The sequence below is a fragment of the Myceligenerans crystallogenes genome (genome assembly GCF_039529775.1).
GTDB classification, from domain to species: domain Bacteria; phylum Actinomycetota; class Actinomycetes; order Actinomycetales; family Cellulomonadaceae; genus Myceligenerans; species Myceligenerans crystallogenes.
This window is the reverse complement of sequence record NZ_BAAANL010000002.1, coordinates 494,014-514,170: the sequence shown is the minus strand read 5'-3', so window position 1 is coordinate 514,170 and position 20,157 is coordinate 494,014. Positions and strand designations below refer to the sequence as shown.

22 protein-coding genes are annotated in these 20,157 nt (G+C 73.6%); 15 read left to right on the top strand and 7 right to left on the bottom strand.

Annotation, left to right across the window (positions count from 1 at the left end):
* Window positions 1–63: 63 nt before the first annotated feature.
* From ABD208_RS07105 to ABD208_RS07085, 5 genes are read left to right on the top strand one after another with little or no spacing between them, the layout of a single operon-like run.
* The gene (locus ABD208_RS07105; protein WP_344101002.1) at window positions 64–1,392 is read left to right on the top strand and encodes an SWIM zinc finger family protein; all 1,329 of its coding nucleotides are present in this window, start codon (window positions 64–66) and stop codon (window positions 1,390–1,392) included.
* Entirely contained in the window at window positions 1,389–3,008 is a 1,620-nt protein-coding gene (locus ABD208_RS07100; RefSeq protein ID WP_344101000.1) for a DUF5691 domain-containing protein, read from the top strand. Before ABD208_RS07105 ends, ABD208_RS07100 begins: the two co-directional genes overlap by 4 nt.
* On the top strand, window positions 3,005–4,090 hold the full coding sequence (locus tag ABD208_RS07095; protein WP_344100998.1) for an ATP-binding protein: 1,086 nt from the start codon (window positions 3,005–3,007) through the stop codon (window positions 4,088–4,090). Before ABD208_RS07100 ends, ABD208_RS07095 begins: the two co-directional genes overlap by 4 nt.
* Window positions 4,087–6,498, top strand: coding sequence for a DUF5682 family protein (locus tag ABD208_RS07090; protein ID WP_344100996.1), 2,412 nt, complete (start codon window positions 4,087–4,089; stop codon window positions 6,496–6,498). The genes ABD208_RS07095 and ABD208_RS07090 overlap by 4 nt, the downstream gene beginning before the upstream one ends.
* Window positions 6,495–7,664, top strand: a complete 1,170-nt coding sequence (locus ABD208_RS07085; RefSeq protein ID WP_344100993.1) for a VWA domain-containing protein — start codon at window positions 6,495–6,497, stop codon at window positions 7,662–7,664. Before ABD208_RS07090 ends, ABD208_RS07085 begins: the two co-directional genes overlap by 4 nt.
* A gap of 7 nt (window positions 7,665–7,671) precedes the next feature.
* Here ABD208_RS07085 and ABD208_RS07080 read toward each other — a convergent pair whose 3' ends face one another.
* Window positions 7,672–8,256 carry a GNAT family N-acetyltransferase gene (locus ABD208_RS07080; RefSeq protein WP_344100991.1) on the bottom strand — a complete coding sequence of 195 codons (585 nt, stop codon included), beginning with the start codon at window positions 8,254–8,256 and terminating at the stop codon, window positions 7,672–7,674.
* A 229-nt stretch (window positions 8,257–8,485) separates the two neighbouring features.
* Here ABD208_RS07080 and ABD208_RS07075 point away from each other — a divergent pair, with 229 nt between their 5' ends.
* Genes ABD208_RS07075 through ABD208_RS07050 form a run of 6 tightly spaced genes read left to right on the top strand, consistent with a single transcriptional unit; the run spans window position 8,486 to window position 13,509 of the window.
* Window positions 8,486–9,703, top strand: a complete 1,218-nt coding sequence (locus ABD208_RS07075) for an ATP-binding protein (RefSeq protein ID WP_344100989.1) — start codon at window positions 8,486–8,488, stop codon at window positions 9,701–9,703.
* On the top strand, window positions 9,700–10,140 hold the full coding sequence (locus ABD208_RS07070; protein WP_344100987.1) for a roadblock/LC7 domain-containing protein: 441 nt from the start codon (window positions 9,700–9,702) through the stop codon (window positions 10,138–10,140). Before ABD208_RS07075 ends, ABD208_RS07070 begins: the two co-directional genes overlap by 4 nt.
* The gene (locus ABD208_RS07065; protein ID WP_344100985.1) at window positions 10,137–10,490 is read left to right on the top strand and encodes a DUF742 domain-containing protein; all 354 of its coding nucleotides are present in this window, start codon (window positions 10,137–10,139) and stop codon (window positions 10,488–10,490) included. Before ABD208_RS07070 ends, ABD208_RS07065 begins: the two co-directional genes overlap by 4 nt.
* Window positions 10,468–11,064, top strand: coding sequence for a GTP-binding protein (locus ABD208_RS07060; protein WP_344100983.1), 597 nt, complete (start codon window positions 10,468–10,470; stop codon window positions 11,062–11,064). The genes ABD208_RS07065 and ABD208_RS07060 overlap by 23 nt, the downstream gene beginning before the upstream one ends.
* Window positions 11,065–11,067: 3 nt before the next feature.
* Window positions 11,068–12,246, top strand: a complete 1,179-nt coding sequence (locus ABD208_RS07055; protein ID WP_344100981.1) for a cytochrome P450 family protein — start codon at window positions 11,068–11,070, stop codon at window positions 12,244–12,246.
* Between the two features lie 42 nt (window positions 12,247–12,288).
* The gene (locus ABD208_RS07050; protein WP_344100978.1) at window positions 12,289–13,509 is read left to right on the top strand and encodes a cytochrome P450 family protein; all 1,221 of its coding nucleotides are present in this window, start codon (window positions 12,289–12,291) and stop codon (window positions 13,507–13,509) included.
* 49 nt (window positions 13,510–13,558) lie between these two features.
* On the opposite strand, the gene ABD208_RS07045 is transcribed toward ABD208_RS07050, so the two are convergent.
* From ABD208_RS07045 to ABD208_RS07030, 4 genes are all read right to left on the bottom strand, one after another.
* On the bottom strand, window positions 13,559–13,927 hold the full coding sequence (locus ABD208_RS07045; RefSeq protein ID WP_344100976.1) for a DUF6507 family protein: 369 nt from the start codon (window positions 13,925–13,927) through the stop codon (window positions 13,559–13,561).
* On the bottom strand, window positions 13,924–14,568 hold the full coding sequence (locus ABD208_RS07040) for a hypothetical protein (RefSeq protein ID WP_344100973.1): 645 nt from the start codon (window positions 14,566–14,568) through the stop codon (window positions 13,924–13,926). The genes ABD208_RS07045 and ABD208_RS07040 overlap by 4 nt, the downstream gene beginning before the upstream one ends.
* A complete protein-coding gene (locus ABD208_RS07035) occupies window positions 14,565–14,969 on the bottom strand; it encodes a hypothetical protein (RefSeq protein ID WP_344100970.1) in 405 nt (134 codons plus the stop codon). Before ABD208_RS07035 ends, ABD208_RS07040 begins: the two co-directional genes overlap by 4 nt.
* A gap of 137 nt (window positions 14,970–15,106) precedes the next feature.
* Entirely contained in the window at window positions 15,107–15,589 is a 483-nt protein-coding gene (locus tag ABD208_RS07030) for a hypothetical protein (protein ID WP_344100968.1), read from the bottom strand.
* 291 nt (window positions 15,590–15,880) lie between these two features.
* On the opposite strand from ABD208_RS07030, the gene ABD208_RS07025 reads away from it, so the two are divergent.
* From ABD208_RS07025 to ABD208_RS07010, 4 genes are all read left to right on the top strand, one after another.
* Window positions 15,881–16,567 carry a MarR family winged helix-turn-helix transcriptional regulator gene (locus ABD208_RS07025; RefSeq protein ID WP_344100965.1) on the top strand — a complete coding sequence of 229 codons (687 nt, stop codon included), beginning with the start codon at window positions 15,881–15,883 and terminating at the stop codon, window positions 16,565–16,567.
* A gap of 139 nt (window positions 16,568–16,706) precedes the next feature.
* The gene (locus tag ABD208_RS07020; RefSeq protein ID WP_344100962.1) at window positions 16,707–17,426 is read left to right on the top strand and encodes an MBL fold metallo-hydrolase; all 720 of its coding nucleotides are present in this window, start codon (window positions 16,707–16,709) and stop codon (window positions 17,424–17,426) included.
* Between the two features lie 40 nt (window positions 17,427–17,466).
* Window positions 17,467–17,673 (top strand): AbrB/MazE/SpoVT family DNA-binding domain-containing protein, encoded by a 207-nt coding sequence (locus tag ABD208_RS07015; protein WP_344100960.1) that lies wholly within the window; start codon window positions 17,467–17,469, stop codon window positions 17,671–17,673.
* Window positions 17,670–18,386, top strand: coding sequence for a Fic family protein (locus ABD208_RS07010; RefSeq protein ID WP_344100958.1), 717 nt, complete (start codon window positions 17,670–17,672; stop codon window positions 18,384–18,386). The genes ABD208_RS07015 and ABD208_RS07010 overlap by 4 nt, the downstream gene beginning before the upstream one ends.
* On the opposite strand, the gene ABD208_RS07005 is transcribed toward ABD208_RS07010, so the two are convergent.
* Window positions 18,383–19,321 (bottom strand): hypothetical protein, encoded by a 939-nt coding sequence (locus tag ABD208_RS07005; RefSeq protein ID WP_344100956.1) that lies wholly within the window; start codon window positions 19,319–19,321, stop codon window positions 18,383–18,385. The two genes, ABD208_RS07010 and ABD208_RS07005, sit on opposite strands and share 4 nt — an antisense overlap.
* A gap of 52 nt (window positions 19,322–19,373) precedes the next feature.
* Entirely contained in the window at window positions 19,374–20,009 is a 636-nt protein-coding gene (locus tag ABD208_RS07000) for a hypothetical protein (protein ID WP_344100954.1), read from the bottom strand.
* Window positions 20,010–20,157: the final 148 nt, after the last annotated feature.

The window sequence follows — 20,157 nt, the reverse complement described above, 5'->3', positions numbered from 1 at the left end:
CCCCGCCCGGGCCGCACCGCCGCGCCCCGGGCGTGTCAGTGACCCCCGCTACAGTTCGGGGCCATGGACGGAAAATGGACGTCTGCGCAGGTGGAGGCGGTGGCGCCGGATGCCAAGGCGCTTGCGGCGGCGCGGAAGCTGGTGGCGGGCACCGGGTGGTCGAACGACGGCTGCGGCGGGGGATCCGCCGCGCTGTGGGGTGAGTGCGCCGGGTCGGGGAAGAAGCCGTACCAGGTGTGCATCGACCTGGACGAGCCCGCGTACAAGTGCTCGTGCCCGAGCCGCAAGTTTCCCTGCAAGCATGCGATCGCGCTGCTGCTGCGGTGGAGCGAGGGGAAGGTCGCGGAGCAGGCGGAGCCCGCGCAGTTCGCCGCCGAGTGGCTGAAGCAGCGCACCGCCCGCGCGGAGCAGAAGGAGGCGCGCGAGTCCGCGCCGCGCACCGAGGAGCAGGAGGCGGCGTCACGCCGTCGCGCGGAGGCGCGCGCCGAGCGCGTCGCGCAGGGCGTCGCGGATCTCGCCCGCTGGCTCGACGACCAGGCCGCCGGCGGTATCGCCGGCCTCGGCAGGGCGGGCTACGGCGTGTTCGACGACGTCGCCGCCCGGCTCGTCGACGCCCAGGCACCCGGGCTGGCCGCCGCCGTGCGCCGGTGCGGCTCGGCGGCGTCGTCGGGCAACGGCTGGGAGGAACGCCTGCTCGGCGAACTCGGCCTGCTGCGGCTGCTCGTCTCCGCCGCCGAGCGCGTCGACGAGCTTCCCGGCCCGCTCGCGGACACCGTCCGTTCGCGCCTGGGCCTCGTTCCCGGGTCCGACGACGTCCTGGCGGGCACGCCGGTCCGGGACACCTGGGACGTGCTGGGCATGCGTGACACCCAGGACGACACGCTGACCGCCCGCGCCGTCTGGCTGCGTGGCCGGAACACCGGGCGTCCCGCGCTCGTGCTGTCGTTCGCGGCGGGGAACCAGGCGCTGCCGGTGGATCTGGTCCCCGGCACGACCCTCGACGCCGGCCTGTGCTTCTACCCGGGTGCGCTGCCCCTGCGGGCCCTGGTCCGGGAACGGTACGCGACGATCCAGGCCGAGGAGCCCGCGCCGTCGTCCGTCCCGCTGCCGGACGCCTTCGACGAGCTCGCCGTCGCGATCGGCACGGACCCGTGGCTCGACCGCTACCCGGTGGTCGTACGAGCGGTGCTGCGCACCGGGACGCCGTGGCGCCTGGAGGGCGACGGCGTGAGCGTCCCGCTCGACCGGCTGAGCACCCCGTGGGACATGCTCGCGGCGGCCGGCGGCGAGGCCTGCCCGGTCGTGGCCGAGTGGACGCCGAACGGCCTGTTCCCGCTGGCCGTGTACGCACCCGACGGCGTCGTCGCCGGAACGAGGAAGGCGGCCGCATGAGCACCTGGAACCAGATCCTCTCGGCCGCGCTCGTCGGGACGGACCGCCGCGCCTGCGTGCTGGACGACGGCGCCGGCGGCGCGTTCGCGGACGTGATTCCCTCGGGGGCCCTGGACCCGGCGGAACTGCTGCACGCGGCCGGGGCCATGGCGCTGGGCGCGCGAGCGTCGACGGGATCTGCTGCCGCGGGAGCGTCGGCCGCAGGATCGGCGTCGGCGACGACGACCGCACCGGTGGTCCCTGCCGGGCCCGACGACCGCCCGCTGATCCCCGCCGAGGCGATGCGGCGGATCGACTCGATCCTGTCGGGCACGAAGTCGGACGACAACAACCGCGAGGCCGTGCGGTGGGTGCGGGTGGCGGCCGAGTCAGGCCTGCGCCCGCCGCCCGGCAGATTGCCCGCGCTGCTGGATCTCGGTGCACGACGCCGCGACGCCCGCGACGCCGTCCTCGAGCTCGGCGGCGCGCGAGCCCTGTGGCTGGCCACCCACGACCCGGACCGCTGGACGTGGGTCGAGGCGGCCGTGACCGCGCGGGACCGGGCTCTGCCGGCCACGGAATCGCTCGACCGATCCCAGTGGGACGGCGGCGACGTGCACGCCAAGGTGCGGTACCTGACCGCGCTGCGGACGCACGACCCCGCGGCGAGCCGCGACCTGCTGGCCGAGGCCTGGGCGGGCCTGCGGGCCATGGAACTGGCCCTGCTGGCCCCCGTGGTGCACAAGACGCTCGAACCGGCAGACGAGGAATGGCTGGAGGCGGCGCTCGGCGCCGGCGGCCGCCCCGGGGCCGGCGCCGCGAGTCTGCTGCGCGCGCTGCCGGGCACCGCCCACGAACGGCGGATGGGGGAGCGGATCCGCGAGTGGGTCTCCCGGGACGACGCCGGTGTCCTGCACGTCACCCTGCCCGAGGACCTGGACGACAGGCTCCGACGCGACGGCGTCGAGCGCAAGCCGGCGTCGGCCGGGCAGGGGGAGCGTGCCTGGTGGTTCGAGCAGGTCGTCACGGCGGCACCGCGGGAGGCGTGGTCCGGCCTTGCCGCGGATCCCGCCGAGCTCGTGCGGGGCGAGATCGAGCCGGACCTCGCCGCGGAGCTGGGCCGCGGTCTCACGCAGGCCGCCGTCCGTGCCGGTGACATCGAGCTCGCCGCGCGTCTCGTCGTCGAGCCCCGCGGCGGCTACGGCCGGTTCCCCGACCGGCTGGAGGCGCTGGCCCGCGCGCTCGAGCCCCGGGATGCCGTCGTCCTGGCGGTCGCCGTGCTGCGGTCCGGGAGCGACGACATGGTGCGGATCGACCTCCTCCTGGACGCCGTGGCCAAGCCCTGGCCGGAAGACCTCTGCGAGGCGGTCGTCACCTACCTGACACCGCCGCACGGGGCGGGGAAGAGCTGGGTCAACAACGTGGCGTTCGCGGCGCGCGGCGCGCTGCCCCTGAGCTACCTGGACCGCATCCGCGACCTCGCGGACCACGACGACTCGTTCCGCTACGTCCGCGACCTCGCGGACGACATGACGACCACCGCGGGAATCCGCGCCGAACTGAACCTGCCGACCCAGAACCTGACAACTCAGAGCCTGACCACCCAGAGCCTGACCACCCCGAAGGAGCACCAGTGACCCTGACCGACACCGCGCCGGCCGTCATGCGTCCCCACGCCGAGGACGTCTACGCCGAGGAGCTCGACCTCCTGGCGCAGCAGGACGACCGGCCCCGCCCGCCCGGCTGGCGCCTGTCGCCGCAGGCGGTGGTGACCTACCTGCTGGGCGACGGCGACCGGATCACGCCGAAGTACATCGGCGCGCGGCGGCTCATGGAGGTCGCGGTCGCGACCCTGGCCACGGATCGCTCGCTGCTGCTGATCGGCGTGCCCGGGACGGCCAAGACCTGGGTGTCGGAGCATCTGGCGGCGGCCGTCAGCGGCGACTCGACCCTCCTGGTGCAGGGCACGGCCGGCACGCCGGAGGAGGCGATCCGCTACGGCTGGAACTACGCGAAGCTGCTGGCCGAGGGGCCCAGCCCGGACGCCGTCGTGCCGAGCCCGATGATGCGTGCCATGCAGACCGGCGCGGTCGCCCGCGTCGAGGAGCTGACGCGCATCCCGTCGGACGTGCAGGACACGCTCATCACCATCCTCTCGGAGAAGACCCTGCCGATCCCGGAACTGGGCACGGAGGTGCAGGCTGCGAAGGGTTTCACGGTCATCGCCACGGCGAACGACCGCGACCGCGGCGTCAACGAGCTGTCCAGCGCCCTGCGCCGCCGGTTCAACACCGTGGTGCTGCCCGTCCCGGGCACCGTGGACGAGGAGGTCGACATCGTCTCCCGCCGCGTCGCCTCGCTCGGCCGCGCCCTGGAGATCCCGGACGTCACGGACACCGCGACGGAGATCCGCCGCGTCGTCACCATCTTCCGGGAGCTGCGCGACGGCGTCACGGCCGACGGCCGCACGAAGCTGAAGAGCCCGTCGGGCACGATGTCGGTCGCCGAGGCGATCTCCGTGGTCACGGCCGGGATGACGCTCGCGGCCCACTTCGGTGACGGCGTGCTGCGTCCGTCCGACGTCGCGGCGGGCATCCGCGGCGCCGTCGTGCGCGACCCGGCGAACGACGGCCCGATCTGGCGCGAGTACCTCGAGACGGTCGCCCGCGAGCGCGACGGCTGGCACGACTTCTACACCGCCGCGCGGGAGCACGGGTGACCGCCGCCACCGAGACGCGCGTCGACGTGCTCGGCATCCGCCACCACGGCCCGGGCTCCGCCCGGTCCGTCGCGCGGGCGCTGGAGGCACTCCGGCCGGACGTCGTCCTGATCGAGGGCCCGCCGGAGGCCGACGACGTCGCCGCCCTGGCGGGCAATCCCGGCCTCGTCCCGCCGGTCGCCCTGCTCGCCTACGCGGAACCCCCGAAGCGGTCCGCGAGCAGGACGGCCGAGGCGGGCAGCGGGGACCCGCCGGCGAGCGAGACCGCTGACGAGGCCGACGTCATGACCCGCGACGCCGGCCGCCCGCGCTCCGCCTTCTGGCCGTTCGCCGTGTTCTCACCGGAGTGGCAGGCACTCACCTGGGCCGCCGCGCACGACGTCCCGGTCCGGTTCATCGACCTTCCGGCCGCCGCGCATCTCGCCCTGGACGACATCATCGAGGCCGGCGACGAGAACGCGGGTGCCGGGAACGGCGAGGACGAGACTCCCGACGACGAGAACCCTGATGACGCGACCGTCGTACGCGCGGAACCCGAAGCCGAGATTCCGGTCCACCAGGACCCTCTCGGCCGCCTCGCCGCCGCCGCGGGCTACGGCGACGCCGAGCGCTGGTGGGAGGATCTCGTCGAGCACCGCACCGGCGACCTGGCGGTCTTCGAGGCCGTCGCCGAGGCGATGGCGGCGCTGCGTGAGGACGAGCCGATCCTCCGCCGCGACGCCCTGCGCGAGGCGCACATGCGCACGCGCCTGCGCGCCGCGATCAAGGACGGGGCCCGCCGGATCACCGTCGTCTGCGGGGCGTGGCACGTCCCCGCCCTGACCGGCGACCTCCCGCCCGCCGCCCAGGACACCGCGGCGCTGCGCCCCTTCCTCAAGGAACTCAAGGACAGCGGCAGGTCCAAGGCCACCGTCACCTGGGTCCCGTGGTCGCACGGCAGGCTCGCGGTCCGCACCGGCTACGGCGCGGGCGTCACCTCCCCGGGCTGGTACCACCACATGTTCACCGCGACGGATCGCCCCGTGGAACGGTGGCTCACCCATGCCGCCGGCCTGCTGCGCGAGGAGGGCCTGCCCGTCTCCTCGGCCCATCTCATCGAGGGGGTCCGCCTCGCCGACACGCTCGCCGCGCTGCGCGGCCGCCCCGCCACCGGCCTCGACGAGGCCACCGAGGCGATCCGATCGGTCCTGTGCGACGGCGACGACGTCCGCCTGTCCCTGGTGCGCCACCGCCTCGAGGTCGGCGAACTCCTGGGCGAGGTGCCGCCCGAGGCGCCCGCCGGACCGCTGGAACGCGACCTCGCCGCCCGCACCAAGGCCCTGCGCCTCCCGCGTCAGGCCCTGGAGAAGAAGGTCGAGCTCGACCTGCGCAAACCCACCGACCTTGGCCGCAGCCGCCTGCTGCACCAGCTCGGCCTGCTCGGCGTCGGCTGGGGAACCCTGGCCGCCACGTCCGGCAAGGGCACCTTCAAGGAGGCGTGGCACCTGCGATGGGACCCGGCGCTCGCCGTCGACCTGGTCGCGGCGGGCGTCCACGGCACCACCGTCGCCGAGGCGGCGTCGGGCAAGCTGCTGCACGACGCCGCCGGCGCGGACCTGCCGGGCATCGCGCTCCTGGTGGAAGGCGCCCTGCTGGCAGACCTGTCCGGGGCCCTCCCGTCCCTGCTGGACACGCTCCGCGACCAGGCCGCCCTCGGCCATGACACGGACGCCCTCCTCGACGCGATCCCGGCCCTGGCTCGCACCCTCCGCTACGGCGACGTGCGCGGCACCTCACCGGGCGCGCTCGGCATCGTGCTGACGGGCCTGGTCACGCGCGCCCGCACGGCCCTGCCCGGCGCGGTCGTCGCCCTGGACGACGACGCCGCGGCCCGCCTGGTGACACGCCTCCGCGACGTCTCGGCAGCTGTGTCCCTCCTGGGCCGGGAACCCGCCGCCGCAGGTCTCCGCGAGGACTGGCTCGCCACCCTGTCCCGCCTCGCCGACCGCCCGGACCTGCACGGCCTCGTCGCGGGCTGGATGGCCCGCATCCTGCGCGACGAACGCGCGGCGAGTTCCGACGAGACGCAGACCCGCCTGTCCCGCTTCCTCAGCCCGGGCACGCCCGCCACGACGGGAGCCGCGTTCGTGGAGGGCTTCGTCGGCTCGTCGGGCCTGATCCTCGTGCACGACGCCGAACTGCTCGCCCTCGTCGACCACTGGCTCAGCACCCTGCACGCCGACGCGTTCGAGCAGGTCCTGCCGCTGCTACGGCGTTCCTTCGCGAGGTTCGACGCCCCGGAGCGCCGCGCCGTCGGCGAACGCGTCGCGGGCCGCGACGACGGCGCCCCCGGCGAATCCCTCACCTTCGACCCGGCCCGGGTGGCCCGCGTGCTGCGGGTCCTGGCCACGATCCTGGAGAAACGATGACGACCCCGCAAGAACGGATGCGCCGCTGGCGCCTCGTGCTCGGCGGCGGCCAGGGCGACGGCACCGCCTGCACCCTGACCGGCCGCGACGCCGCGATGGACGGGGCGCTCGCCGCCCTCTACCAGGCGGGCGACGCGAGCGCGCAGGGCGGCACCCCGGAGGAACGCTCGGGAGGCCTGGGCTCCTCGGCGCCCCGGGTCGCCCGCTGGCTCGACGACGTGCGCGAGTACTTCCCCCAGAGCGTCGTCCAGATCATGCAGGCCGACGCGATCGAGCGCCTCGACCTGCGCAGCCTCCTGCTCGAACCCGAGATGCTGGAGGCCGTCCAGCCGGACGTGCACCTCGTGGGCACCCTCCTCGCGCTCAAGAACGCCCTGCCGGAGAAGGCCCGCTCCACCGCGCGCGCCGTCGTCGCGCAGGTCGTCGCGGACCTCGAGGCCAGACTCGCCGAGCGCACCCGCTCCACGATCAAGGGCGCCATCGACAGGTCCGCCCGCGTCAACCGCCCGCGGCACCACGAGATCGACTGGAACCGCACCATCCGCGCCAACCTCCGGCACTACCAGGAGGAGTACCGCACCATCATCCCGGAGCGGCTCATCGGGTACGGCCGGTCGCAGCGCGGTGTGCAGCGGGACGTGGTGCTGTGCATCGACCAGTCGGGCTCCATGGCGGCGTCCGTCGTGTACGCGGGGGTGTTCGGCGCGGTGCTGGCGTCCATGCACACCGTGCGCACGTCGCTGGTCGTGTTCGACACGAACGTCGTGGACCTGACCGACCAGCTCGACGACCCGGTCGAGGTGCTGTTCGGCACCCAGCTCGGCGGCGGCACCGACATCAACCGGGCGCTGGCCTACTGCGAGGGTCTGGTCACCCGGCCGTCGGACTCGATCGTCGTCCTGATCAGCGACCTCTACGAGGGCGGCGTCCGCGAGGAGATGCTGCGCCGCGTCGCCCGCATGACCGCCGCCGGCGTCCAGGTCGTCGTGCTCCTCGCGCTGAGCGACGAGGGCGCGCCGTCCTACGACCGCACGAACGCCGCGGCGCTCGCCGAACTCGGCGTCCCGGCTTTCGCCTGCACCCCGGACCTGTTCCCCGACGTCATGGCCGCCGCCATCCAGCGCCGCAGCCTGGCGCCCTTCGTCCCGGATCCGGAAGGCAGGTGAGAATCCGTCAGAGGCGTTTCTCGAGCACCTCGAACACCAGGTCCTGGCGCTTCGGGAGGCCGAACCGGGTGTCGCCGTACGGGAAGGGCCTGAGCTCGCCCGTGCGGTGATACCCCCGGCGCACGTACCAGGCGATCAGGTCGGTCCGCGCGGAGATCACCTGCATCCGCATCACGTCCTGACCCCACTCGCGGCGTGCCACCCGCTCGGCCTCCGCGAGCAGCGCGCCCCCGACGCCGGCGCCCTGCCGCTCCGGCCGGACGGCGAACATCCCGAAGTACCCGGCGCCGTCGGACACCGCCACGTGCGCGCACGCGAGCGGCGTGCGCTCGCGCCCGGCGTCGTCGTCGACGACGAGCACCTTGCTGCGCGGGCGCGTCACGTCGGCGCGCAGGATCGCGGGGTCGATCCGGTCGCCGTCGAGCAGGTCGGCCTCGGTGGTCCAGCCCGCGCGGCTCGCGTCGCCGCGGTACGCGGACGTCACCAGATCGACGAGGGCGCCGACGTCGGCGAGCGTCGCGGATCGCACGACGACGCCACCCGGGCCGGAACCGGGTCCGGGCGACGCCGCCCGGACAGCATGGTCGTTCATCCGATCACGGTAGCCGAGGCCGGACGGCAACCCGCCCGTTGTCCAGGGTTTTCTTGATCCGGCGTCCGGTTGTCAAGATCCTGCCTGTGATGGACGCAGGGGTCCGTTTTGCCGCTAACGTGTCGCCACACCGCTCCGGCCCGCGCCGGTGCGACCACCCCTCCACGCGCCGCCACCCGGCCCTTGACCACGCCCGAGATCGACCGTGCCCGAATCCGGCGGGAGCCCGATGACTGAGACACTGCTGACCCTCCTCGCCCTGCTGGCAGCGCTGCTGGCGGTGGGCGCCGCGATCTGGGTCTGGCTCACCCACCGCCGCTGGGAACGGAGCATGACCGCCCTCCGGCACGCCGCCGACCAGGACCTGCGCGCGGCCCGCGCCGCCGCCGACGAGGAGATCGCCCGCGTCCGGGCCACCGCCGTGCGCTCCACCGAGGCCGCCGTCCGCAGCGTCTCGGCCACGCTCGTCGGCATGGCCGCCAGGACCAGCCGCAAGGTCTCCGAGGGCATCCGCAGGCACGAGGACGACGACGCGTTCGAGACCCTCGTCGGCATCGACCACACCGTCCAGCAGATGCTCATGGCCGGGCAGGGCTGGACCGTGCTCGCGGGCGGCAAGCTCACCCGGCACTGGCCGGCGACGTCCCTGACCGACGTCGTCCGCTCCGCCATGGGCTACGTCGAGGGCTACGGCCGCGTCCGCTTCCAGGAGCTCGACGTCGCCGTGCGCACCCGCGTCGCCGGGCCCGTCGTGCACACCCTCGCCGTCCTGCTCGACAACGCGCTCGCCTTCTCGCCCCCGCAGTCCCGTGTGCACGTCTCCTTCGAGCAGGGACACCACGGAGTCATCGTCGTCGTCGACGACTCCGGCCTGCAGATGACCCCCGAGCAGCTCGACGCCGCCCGCGACATCCTCACCGGGCAGCGCACCGACGACATCACCCGGCTCGGCGCCCGCCCGCAGACCGGGTTCCGGGTCGCGGCGGCGCTCGCGGCGGCCTACGGGTTCCGCGTGGACGTGCAGGCGCCGAACTCGCTGCTGGGCACGCGGGCGCTGCTCGTGCTGCCCCAGGAACTGCTCACCGAGCTGCCGCAGGCCGCGGCGCCGTCGTCGGCGGACACGATCCCCACGGCCCCGGCCGAGCGCGACGACGCGCGCGCCGCCCTGCGGACGGTCACGGCCGGCACCCGTCCGGCGCTCGCGTCGGTTCCCCTGCCGCAGGCGGCCGGCGACCGGCAGGCGGCCGGCAGCCTGCCGGAGAGCCGGCACAGGACCGCCAGCGGCCTCGCCGTCCGCACCCGCAGGCCCGCGACCGGCCCCGCGCCGCTCGTCCCGCCGGCGAACGCCGAGCCGGGCCGGGCGAGCGTGATCTCCTCGTGGGCGCGCGGCACCGAGCGCGCCCGCACTGCCTCTGACGCCGCAACCGACGAAGGACACGACGCATGAGCGACAAGAACATCGGCTGGCTCCTGGCGAGCCTCGAGGAGACCCCCGGCGTGGAGTGCGCGGTGCTCGTCGCCTCCGACGGCATGAGCCCCGCGCACACCGCCCGGCTGACGGCCGACCAGGCCGAGCGCGTCTCCGCCATCGCCTCGACCCTGTGGGGCGCCTCGCGGGCGTTCGACCGGGAGACCGGGGGCGGGGGAGTGCGCCAGTTCGTCATGGAGTCGGTCGATCACCTCTCCCTGCTGATCCCCGCGGGCCAGAACACGATGCTGTGCGTGCGCACGGACGGCCCGCTGGCCGACATCGGCATGATCAGCGAGGCCGCGCTGCGCCTGGCGGAGAGCGTCGGCGAGCGGCTGGGCGTCGTCCCGCGCGGGCAGGTCGCGGGGCACGACGCCGGGCACGGTGCCGCCGACCCGGAAGTCTCGCGGGCATGAGCGGCCCGCGGCCGGACCCGGATCAGGTCCGGCCCTACGTCCGGACGGGCGGGCGCACCCGCCCCAGCGCGGACGTACGCCTGGAGAGCCTGGTCTTCGCGCGGCAGGGCGATCGGCTCGGGCTGAGCGCGGACGCGCGCCGCGTGCTCGGGCTGTTCGACCACTCGGGCGGCGGCGGCCTGTCGGTCGCCGACGTCGCCGCCGAGCTGGGCCTGCCGTCCTCCATCACCAGGATCCTCGTCGCCGACCTGGCCGGCCGGGAACTGGTCACCGTCGCCCGGGGTCACGACGACCGGCGTCCGATCTCCCTCATGGAAAGGGTCCTCAATGGCCTCCGTGCTCACGCCTGACCGGTTCGTCGCCCCGACGGTCAAGGAGTCCGCGAAGATCGTCGTGGCCGGGTCCTTCGGCGTGGGCAAGACGACGTTCGTGGCCAGCGTCTCCGAGGTGCCGCCGGTCCGCATGGAGGAGTCCGTCACCGGCGCGAGCGAGCGGGTCGACGACCTCGCCCGGACGCCGGCCAAGACGACCACGACCGTGGGCGTCGACTTCGGGCGCAAGCACCTGAGCGACGACCTCGTGCTCTACCTGTTCGGCACGCCCGGGCAGGCCCGGTTCGGCTTCCTGTGGCAGGAGCTGGTCATCGGGGCGCTGGGCGCGCTGGTGCTCGTCGACCCGCGCGATCTGGAGGCCTCCCACGAGATCCTCGGGCTGCTGGAGGACCACGGCGTCCCGTTCGCCGTCGTCGTCAACCTGTTCGACGACGCGCCGCGCTACCCGCCGGCCGAGATCCACGAGGCGCTCGCCCTCGACGCGGGCACGCTGCTCACGGAGTGCGACGCCCGGCAGCCGGCGTCGTGCATCGAGGCGCTGATCCAGCTCGTCGAACACCTTGCCCGCGACCAGCACGCCCTGGAGTCCTGACCCGTGAGAACCGCGACCCGTCCCATCGCCCTGTACGAGCCGGAGTTCGCCCGCGACCCGCAGGCCGCCTACCGGCTGATGCGGGAGCAGTCCGGCCCGCTCGTGCCCGTGGAGCTGGCGCCCGGCGTGCCGGCCACGCTGGTCATCGGCTACGAGGTGGCCCGCCGGATCCTGACCGACCAGCAGCGGTTCCCCGCCGACCCGCGCCGGTGGCAGGCGTCGATGCCGGCGGACCACCCGATCCTGCCCATGCTGGAGTGGCGGCCCAACGCGCTGCGCAACGCGGGCGTGGAGCACGCGCGGTACCGGTCGGCGAACCTGGGGGCCCTCGACGCCGTCGACCAGCACGCGCTGCGCGCGCGGGTCGAGCGGATCGCCACGGCCTCCGTCGCGGGGTTCCGGGCGGACGGTACTGCCGACCTGGTGAGCCAGTACGCGTTCCCGCTGGTCTTCCAGTCGCTGACGTACCTGCTGGGCTGCCCCGACGAGATCGCGGCCCGGATCGCGGACGGGATGGCCAAGATCTTCGACGGCGTGCACGCCGTCGAGGGGAACCACCAGCTCACGCGGGCGGTCCTGGACCTGGTCGCCTTCCGCCGCGACCTGCCGGGGGACGACATCACCACCCGGCTCGCGGCGCACGAGGCCGGGCTGGACGACGCCGAGCTGGCGCACCAGATCATCACGATCTTCGGGGCGTCCAGCGAGCCGCTGACCAACCTGATCGTGAACACCCTGCTGGCGATGCTCACCGACCCGGACCTGTCGGGGGACCTGCACGCGGGCGACGCGTCGGTGAGCGAGGCGCTGGACGCGGTGCTGTACCGCGACCCGCCGCTGGCGAACTTCGGGATGACCTACCCGCCCCGCCCGGTGGACGTCGGCGGCTACCTGATCCCGGCCGACCAGCCCGTCGTGATCAGCTTCTCCGCCTGCAACAACGACCCCGTGCTGGGGGACACCCGCGCCCTGGGCAACCGCGCCCACCTCGCCTGGAGCGCCGGGCCGCACCGCTGCCCGGCCAGCTCGCACGCCTACCTGATCGCCGAGACCGCGATCTTCCACGTCCTCGACGCCCTGCCCGAGCTGGACCTGGCCGGCCGGCGCGACGACCTCGTGTGGCGGCCCGGGCCGTTCCACCGCTCCCTGACCGCCCTGCCCGTCACGTTCCCGCTGTCGTAGTTCCTGCTGCCGCAGTCCCCCCCCGCTGAGAGAGGTGTGCCCGTGTCCGAGCACCAGGTTCTCGTCCTCGATCCCCACGGATCCGATCCCGACTCCGAGTACCGCTCCCTCTACGAGAGAGGCCCGGCGACCCTCGTCGACGTCCTCGGCGTGCAGGCCTGGTCCGTGTCCGACCCGGCCCTCCTGAAGCAGCTGCTCACGGACCGGCGCGTCTCCAAGGACGCCCGCCTGCACTGGCCGGGCTTCGCCGACGCCCTGGCCGGCTGGCCGCTGGTGCTCTGGGTGGCCGTGACCAACATGTTCACCGCGTACGGCGCCGACCACGGCAGGCTGCGCCGCATGATCGCGCCGGCGTTCTCCGCGCGCCGCATCGTCGCGCTGCAGCCCGCGGTCGAGACGCTCGTGCGGGCCGTCCTCGACGACGTCGAGGGGGCGGCGGACGACGACGGCGTCGTCGACCTGCGGGAACACCTCGCCTTCCCGCTGCCCATCGCCGTCATCGGGCAGCTCATGGGCGTGCCGGAGGGCCACCACGAGGAGCTGCGGACCGTCGTGGACAAGGTCTTCGCCACCAACCTGACGGCCGACGAGGCGGCCGTGAACACGACCGCGCTCTACGGCCTGCTCGACCGGCTGATCGAGGCCAAGCGCGCCGCGCCCGGCGACGACCTCACCTCGGTGCTCATCACCACGCGCGACGGCGACGGCTCGGCGCTCGGCGAGTCCGAGCTGCGCGACACGCTCCTGCTCATGATCAGCGCGGGCTACGAGACCACGTCCACCGTCATCGACGAGGCGATCACGACGCTGCTGTCCGACGCCGCCCAGCTCGCCCACGTCCGCGAGGGCCGCTCCACCTGGGAGGACGTGGTCGAGGAGACGCTGCGCCATTCCGCGGCGATCAAGCACCTCCCGCTGCGGTTCGCGGTGACCGACGTCGAGCTGCCGGACGGCCGCGCCATCCGGCAGGGGGAGGCGATCCTCGCCTCCTTCGGCGCGGCCAACCGGCACCCGGACTGGCACGGCGAGGACGCGCACCTCTTCGACGCCACCCGGCCGAGCAAGGAGCACCTGGCCTTCGGGCACGGCGTCCACTTCTGCCTGGGCGCGCCGCTGGCGCGCTTCGAGGTGGCGACGGTGCTGCGGGAGTTCTTCGCGCGGTTCCCGGACGCGGCGCTCGCCACGCCCCGGGAGAGGTTGCAGCGGGTGCCCAGCCTGATCAGCAACGGGCACGTGAGCGTTCCGGTGCGGCTGCGGCCGTAGCGGCCGTTCTCGGGGGCGGTCCCGGCCGGGGCCGGGGCTGCCCCCGCGCTCAGCCGGCGCCCGGCGGAAGCTGGAACACGTCCAGGTCGCCGCTCGACGCCGCCCGGCGCGCCAGCGCCTGCTGCGTGGCCGCCATCTCCTCGTCGCCCTGCTGGTACCAGTGCAGCGCCGTCGCGGCTCCGGTCACCCCGGCCTGGACCCGCTCGCGCACGTCGTCCCGCAACCGGCCGCGCGCCTCGAAGAACCCCGTCAGCGCCGCCAGGACCGGCACGGCGCCGGGCGACGCCGCCGCCACCTTCTCGTGGGTCTCCTGCGGTTTCGCCAGGGTCGCGTCCAGGTTCTCGCCGTCGGTCAGCGTGCCCTGCAACGTCCGCTGGATCGCCGCCGGGTCGAGCTCCCAGCCGTCCGTGCCGCTCACCAGGCGGCCCCCCTTCCGTCCTGTGCCACAGCGTGCTGCGGGACCCCGCCCGTCGCGGTGGCCCGCCGCAGCACCTCGCTCACCGCCTGCTGCACCGCCTGCTGCGCCGCCCGGCCCGCCCCGGCATCCCGCAGCGGCCCGGGCGCGGCCAGCGCCCGGTCGTACGGCAGGCCCGGCCGGTCCCGGATCCCCGGCTCCTGCCGGTCGCGCGCCCGGGTCACGTCGTCGAGCAGCACCATCGGCTCCACGGTCGTCGCGCGCTGCACCACGCCCGCAGCCAGGCGCAGCCCGTCCTCGTGCCACGGCGCGACCACCAGCGGCACCAGCCCGGGCACGCCGAGCGGGATCCGCTGTAGCACGTTGTTCGCGCTCCCGAGGCACTGCACCCGCACTGGCGCCAGATCCGGCGGCGCCCACTGCCGGTCCCGCTCCGTCACCCCGGCCCGCACGAACAACGTCCCGCCGTCGTGGTCGAGCAACCCCACCTGCCCCGGCATCGCCGCCGCGAGCACGCGTGCCACGGCGGCGGCGACCGTCGTCGTGCCCACGCCCCCGGCCACCCCCGTCACGGCCAGATGCACGGGCGGCACACCCGGCGTGCGCCCCGGCCGCTGTGCCGCGTACGGCGCGCCCGGGTTCATCGGCCGTCCTGCACGATGCAGACGCCGCCGGCCGCGGCGGCGAGGCGCTCGCAGATCCCGGCGCCGACCAGGCCCAGCGGGGTGGCGGGCGCCGTCGCGTCGATCCACACCGCCTGGCTGGTCGCGGGGTCGATCGCCGCCTGCACCATGGCCTCCAGCATCGCCGCCGGCAGCACGGTGCCGGGGTGCAGCCGCTCGATCTCCTCGGGCGCCCGCAGGTAGGACGGCTGCTCCATCGTCAGCACGATCTCGGCCTCGTCCCCGGAGCTCGCCGCGAACTGCAGGAGGGCGCCGGGCTGGATGCGCCGCACGCCCACCTCGGGGATCGCGTCGGTGGCGGCCTGCAGCACCTCGACGTCGGACAGCGGGCGCGGCGACAGGATCGTGATCTCACGAGGCATGACGTCCTCCGGGATAGGGGGCGCGCCCAGATTACCGCCTGTCACGAACTGTCCGGGTAAAAACTACATGTCGCTCTTCATCCCCGGCCCCCGACGGCCCGGACACGAGGTCCGGGCCGTCGCGGGCGGGCGTGGCGTCAGCCGCAGTGGCCGGTGATCGAGTCGACGACCGGGTCACCGTTCCAGATGAGACCGCCCGTGACCCGGATGCAGTAGCCGGCCGCGGCGATCGAGACCGGGCCCGCGTAGTACGCGTAGTAGTCCTCGTCCCGGACCCACCGGGACTCCGGGTAGGTGCACCCGTTGCCGGCGGTCGCCTGGTCGCAGCGCACGATCGCGACCCAGGTGTTCCTGCTCACGCCGTAGCTCGGGCCGGAGTGGCGGGTCACCGCGCAGTTCCTGCCGGTGCTGCCGCTGTAGTACACGTCGAGGTAGCCGACCACCGTGCCCGCGTCGGTGCGGAGCGCCTTGGTGTTGATCAGGCTGCCGCCGCACACGGCGGCGCTCGCCGCGGGAGCCTGCGTGACGGAGACGGCGAACATCGCCGAGAGCGCGAGGCCGAGGGCGGCGACCATCGCGCCGGCCCGCCGGCGCGCCGACGACTGGACGAAAGTGGGCATGGGTGCTCGTTTCTGTGCTGCCACGGCGCGACGGGCCGTCGCGTGAACTCTGTGCTGACCGGCGCGACACCACCCGGTGGTACCCCGTCGCGGCACCCGGCGACGCGCCGGCCCAGACGCTAGGCGGCGCCGGGCCGGCCGTGTTGCAGGATCCTGCAAACCGGGTGCAGGCGCCCCGGTGACAGATCTGTCAGGACCAAGACAGTCAAGCACTTGACAAATGATCGGGCGGAGGCGCACCCTGGTTGATGTCAGGTACCTGACAGAGTCGACCACCGAAAGGAAGGCCTCATGACCGAGGAACCCGCCGACGTGCGGCAGGAGGCCGCCCAGCGCCTCGTGGCCGTGGGCATGCTCCAGCGCCACCAGATGTGGGGCGGCCGCATCCCCGGCGGCCGCCGCACCCCGTGGCAGGACCCCACCCAGGGCCAGGGCCGCGTCCTCGCCCTGCTCAAGCTCCAGCCCGAGACCACCCAGAAGGAGCTCACGTTCCTGCTGGGCATGTCCCGCCAGTCCCTGGCCGAGCTCCTCGCGAAGCTCGAGAAGCAGGGCCTGGTCGAGCGCGAGCCGTCGCCGGACGACAAGCGCGTCGTCGTCGTCCGCCTCACGGCCGCCGGGCAGGAGGCCGAGCAGGCCGCCACCGAGCCCGCCCCCGCCGGCGACCTCCTCGACGTCCTCGAGGACGACGAGGTCGCCCGGCTCAGCGCCTACCTCGGCCGCGTCCTGGAGCGCGCCGAGACCGAGTTCGGCGAGGAGTTCACCGAACGCCGCGAGGCGTTCGAGGAGATGCGCCGCCGCGGCGGCTTCGGCCCGGCCGGCTTCGGCGGCTGGGGACCGGGCGCCTTCGCCGGTTTCGGCCCGGGTCGCGGCGGCCGGCGCCGCAGGGGCCCGCACGGGCACCCCGGCCCGCACGGCGGCCCCGATCCGGACGGCCGCGGCGCCCGTCGTCGTCGGCCCGACGACGAGCCGGACGTCTGACGGTCGCCGCCGCGCGGCGGCACCAGCCCGACGACGTGCGCCGGGGCCTCGTGGCCCGGCGCACCGTCGTGTCCGGGGCGGGGTGGCGCCTCGCGAGCTGCCGCCGAGCCCGCCGGCGGTGCCGCAGTACGGTGTCCCGGTGAGCGAATCCGCGCAGGTCCACGTCGTCGTCGCGCCCGTCTTCGGGACGAACTGCTGCATCGTGGCGGCGCCCGGTGCGGGCGCCGGCCCGCGGGACTGCGTGATCATCGACGCCGGGGCCGGCGTGTCCGACGGCGTCGCGCGGGTCGTCGAGGAGCAGGGTCTGCGCCCCCGCGCCGTCCTGGCGACGCACGGCCACGCCGACCACACCTGGGACGCCGCCGGGCTGTGCGACCGGTACGACATCCCGCTGCGCCTGCACGCCGCCGACGCCTACCGGCTCGCCGACCCGTTCGGCACGCTGTCCGGCGACGGGGGAGAGGCGATCGTGAGCGGCGCGCTGGGCCAGGAACTGGCCGGCCTCGGCTTCTCGCCGGAGACGTACCGCGTCCCGGCGCGGATCGAGGGCATCGAGATGCCCGACGGCGCCGCGGACCTCGCGTTCGGCGCGCTGACCCTGCGGGCCGTTCACGCGCCGGGTCACACGGAGGGCTCCACGCTGTACCTCCTGGACGAGCCGTTCGGTATCGCGTTCACCGGCGACGTCCTGTTCGCCGGCTCGATCGGCCGCACGGACCTCCCCGGCGGCGACGGCGCGACGATGCGCTCGACGGTGCACGACGTCGTCGGGCGCCTGGCCCCGTCCCTGACGGTCGTCCCGGGCCACGGCCCGACCACGACGGTCCAACGAGAACTGGCGACGAATCCGTTCCTGTAGTTACGGAACTCATGTACGAACATGGTGTTACCCTGTTCGTATGCGGAAGAAGATCGTCACGATCGGGAACTCGACAGGCATCACGATCAGCCCGTCCGAGCTGCGTGCGCTGGGCCTGAACGCGGGCGATCCGGTCGAGGTGACGGTGCTGGGTGGTGTACTCGAGGTGAAGCCGGTGAACAAGTACGAGGGCCTCGGGCTCGACGAGCTGATGAACATCGTCGGGAGCCGGCGGACCCGGTCATGACCTGGGACCGGGAGAGGTTTCAGATCGAGGTGCAGCAGCTGGCCGTCCTGACACCGGAGTACGCCGAGGATGTCCTGGTGCGGCTCGCTCATCACTCCGCGGCGATCGAGGGCAACACGCTCACGCTCGCGGACACCATCACGCTCCTCGTCGACGAGCGGACTCCGGCCGCGGGCACTCGCGTCCGTGAGCTGTACGAGGTGGCCAACCACCGCGAGGTGATGGTCAGGATCTTGCAGGCCGTCGCCGGCGGTGAGCCGATCTCCACCAGTCTCGTCCTTCAGGTTCACGCGGCCCTGATGGATCATCTCGCCCGTGACTTCGGCCGGTTCAAGTCCTCCGACAACGTCGTGACCGGCGCGTCGTGGAAGCCGGCGCCGCCGTCTCAGGTGCCCGGTCTGATCCACCAGTGGGCGGACCAGACGGAGTGGCAGACGGCGAACCTCGATGGCCCGGCGCTCATGGAAGCGATCGCGGGTGCCCACATCGCATTCGAACGCATCCACCCGTTCAGCGACGGCAACGGCCGTACGGGACGTGCGGTCATCGCCTTGCAGACGATCCGCCGGTTCGGGTTTCCGGCGATCGTGCCCGTCGATCAGCGGTCGGCGTATTTCGCCATGCTCGATGCGCAGGACGCCTCTGGCCTTGCCACGCTTCTTGCGGGAAGGCTCGCGGTGGAGAGCGAGCGTCCGGGAGCGGTGCCGGTCTAGCGGTTGAGGACCTGGACCTCGCCGATGATGATCTGTGTCTCGGCGGTGCGTTCGGCCTCGAGGGTGCCTGTCTGGCCGGCGCCTTCCCAGGTGATGGTCCAGTGGGTGGTGGCGCGGACGGTGTAGGGGTTTCCTTGTTCGTCGTAGACGTGGCCGCAGTCGGGGGAGCTGGTGACTCCGTAGGATTCGTCGTAGGGGGTTCCGGGGCCTTCGCAGGTGATGGTCGTGCCGTCGCCCATGTTCCACTCGACGGTGGTGACCGAGGCGCGGGCGGTGACGGTGACATTGCTGGTGGTCGCCGATTCTTGGATCGAGCCGAAGGTGTTGGGCCGCGCGTCGCGGACCCAGGCCCAGACGGGCAGGCCGACCGCGCCGACGGAGCCGGGCTCGTCCTCGGGGGCGATGCCGATGGTGACGGGCTGGAGGTTCATCTGCTCGACGGCCTTCTCGGCGAGGGCCTCGACGTCGACGTTCTCGGGGCCGGGGAGCTCGGGGAGCCAGATCAGGCCGGTGTACTGGGTCTGGCATTGCCCGGGTGCGAGGTCGGGGGCGTTGGCGGGGTCGCGGCCGGTGCACGCGTAGCCCGAGCAGCCCACGATGTATCCGTCGGGGTGGTTTCCCTGCCAGATCGGATCGTCCGCGGCGGGGAGCTGGGCCTCGGGTACCTGGCTCAGGTAGCAGGTTCCTCCCCACCAGCCACCGTTACCGTCGGTGCAGGGGACCTCGGCGTTGTCGTTGCCCTCGTCGTAGCACTTGGCCGGACCACCGCCGGTGCCCTCCGACTCCGACGAGTCATCAGTCGCGCCATCCTCGGGGCTCTCCTCGGCGACGATGTCGATGTCATCCATGCCACCGCCGCTGACCGGCGGTGTCTCGCCCGTCTCCGTGGCCATCACGATCTGTTCGGCTGGTGCGGCTGCCGTGGCGGGTGCCATCGTGATGGCTGTCGCGAGAAGGAGTGCTGCAGCCGTGATCGTTGCGCGCAATTCAGCACTTCTCCTCGGTCTTGGTCGCCTTCGCCAGCGACCACCAGCTTTCCTGTTCGTCCGTACCCGGCTGGCCCTGCATCTCGAATCGCATCACGCTGCGCCCCGGGCGCTCGCCCAAGGCCGACTTCCCGTCGGGCCACACCACATCGACTGCCGTCGCATCGACGCAGACGTCCATCACGAGCCGGTTCCGGGCGATGTCAGCCAGGGGGTCGCCTTGGATCTCCACGACTTCGGCGTCGACGATCGTCCGCGACCCCTTCTGCTTGAGGGAGTTCTGGGTGATCTTGTTCCAGAAGGAAATATCGGCGTCCATCATCTCCTGGCTGCCGTAGAACCCCAGCCGGCGCAGCTCCGGGAATCCGTTCCTGCCCTTCGCCGCGTATTCCTCGCCGATCGCGAGGTACTTGCGATACCGCTCGACCGCGCTGTCCAGCTTTTCCTCGATCGCGGCGTCCTCGGCGCTGAGCGTCGCTCCCGACGGCGACGCCGAGACTTCACCGGCTTCGGCGGAGGCCTGCAGCTCCTCGAGCGTCTGCTCCGGGTCGTCGGCCCCGCCGGTGCAGGCGGTCAGCCCGGACGCTGCGAGTGCCGCGCCCACGACGAGGGTGATGGCGCGCTTGCGGACGTGCATCGAGTGGTGCCCTTCCTGGTGGCGTGCAGGATCACCGGTGCCGGCGATCCGTTGGCGCTCGGTCTGCGCCTACCGTATCGCGCGTGTCCGGTTCCACGGAAAAACATACATATGTCGTTCGAATCGGCCCACCACAAGACGCCGGCAA

What these genes read in the sequence shown, in the direction of transcription:
- ABD208_RS07010 (WP_344100958.1), top strand. Translation starts at nt 17,670, where the DNA reads ATGACCTGGGACCGGGAGAGGTTTCAGATCGAGGTGCAGCAGCTGGCC.
- ABD208_RS07060 (WP_344100983.1), top strand. Translation starts at nt 10,468, where the DNA reads ATGGCCTCCGTGCTCACGCCTGACCGGTTCGTCGCCCCGACGGTCAAG.
- ABD208_RS07100 (WP_344101000.1), top strand. Translation starts at nt 1,389, where the DNA reads ATGAGCACCTGGAACCAGATCCTCTCGGCCGCGCTCGTCGGGACGGAC.
- ABD208_RS07080 (WP_344100991.1), bottom strand. Translation starts at nt 8,256, where the DNA reads ATGAACGACCATGCTGTCCGGGCGGCGTCGCCCGGACCCGGTTCCGGC.
- ABD208_RS07065 (WP_344100985.1), top strand. Translation starts at nt 10,137, where the DNA reads ATGAGCGGCCCGCGGCCGGACCCGGATCAGGTCCGGCCCTACGTCCGG.
- ABD208_RS07005 (WP_344100956.1), bottom strand. Translation starts at nt 19,321, where the DNA reads ATGGCACCCGCCACGGCAGCCGCACCAGCCGAACAGATCGTGATGGCC.
- ABD208_RS07000 (WP_344100954.1), bottom strand. Translation starts at nt 20,009, where the DNA reads ATGCACGTCCGCAAGCGCGCCATCACCCTCGTCGTGGGCGCGGCACTC.
- ABD208_RS07015 (WP_344100960.1), top strand. Translation starts at nt 17,467, where the DNA reads ATGCGGAAGAAGATCGTCACGATCGGGAACTCGACAGGCATCACGATC.
- ABD208_RS07040 (WP_344100973.1), bottom strand. Translation starts at nt 14,568, where the DNA reads ATGAACCCGGGCGCGCCGTACGCGGCACAGCGGCCGGGGCGCACGCCG.
- ABD208_RS07105 (WP_344101002.1), top strand. Translation starts at nt 64, where the DNA reads ATGGACGGAAAATGGACGTCTGCGCAGGTGGAGGCGGTGGCGCCGGAT.
- ABD208_RS07030 (WP_344100968.1), bottom strand. Translation starts at nt 15,589, where the DNA reads ATGCCCACTTTCGTCCAGTCGTCGGCGCGCCGGCGGGCCGGCGCGATG.
- ABD208_RS07025 (WP_344100965.1), top strand. Translation starts at nt 15,881, where the DNA reads ATGACCGAGGAACCCGCCGACGTGCGGCAGGAGGCCGCCCAGCGCCTC.
- ABD208_RS07035 (WP_344100970.1), bottom strand. Translation starts at nt 14,969, where the DNA reads ATGCCTCGTGAGATCACGATCCTGTCGCCGCGCCCGCTGTCCGACGTC.
- ABD208_RS07070 (WP_344100987.1), top strand. Translation starts at nt 9,700, where the DNA reads ATGAGCGACAAGAACATCGGCTGGCTCCTGGCGAGCCTCGAGGAGACC.
- ABD208_RS07085 (WP_344100993.1), top strand. Translation starts at nt 6,495, where the DNA reads ATGACGACCCCGCAAGAACGGATGCGCCGCTGGCGCCTCGTGCTCGGC.
- ABD208_RS07075 (WP_344100989.1), top strand. Translation starts at nt 8,486, where the DNA reads ATGACTGAGACACTGCTGACCCTCCTCGCCCTGCTGGCAGCGCTGCTG.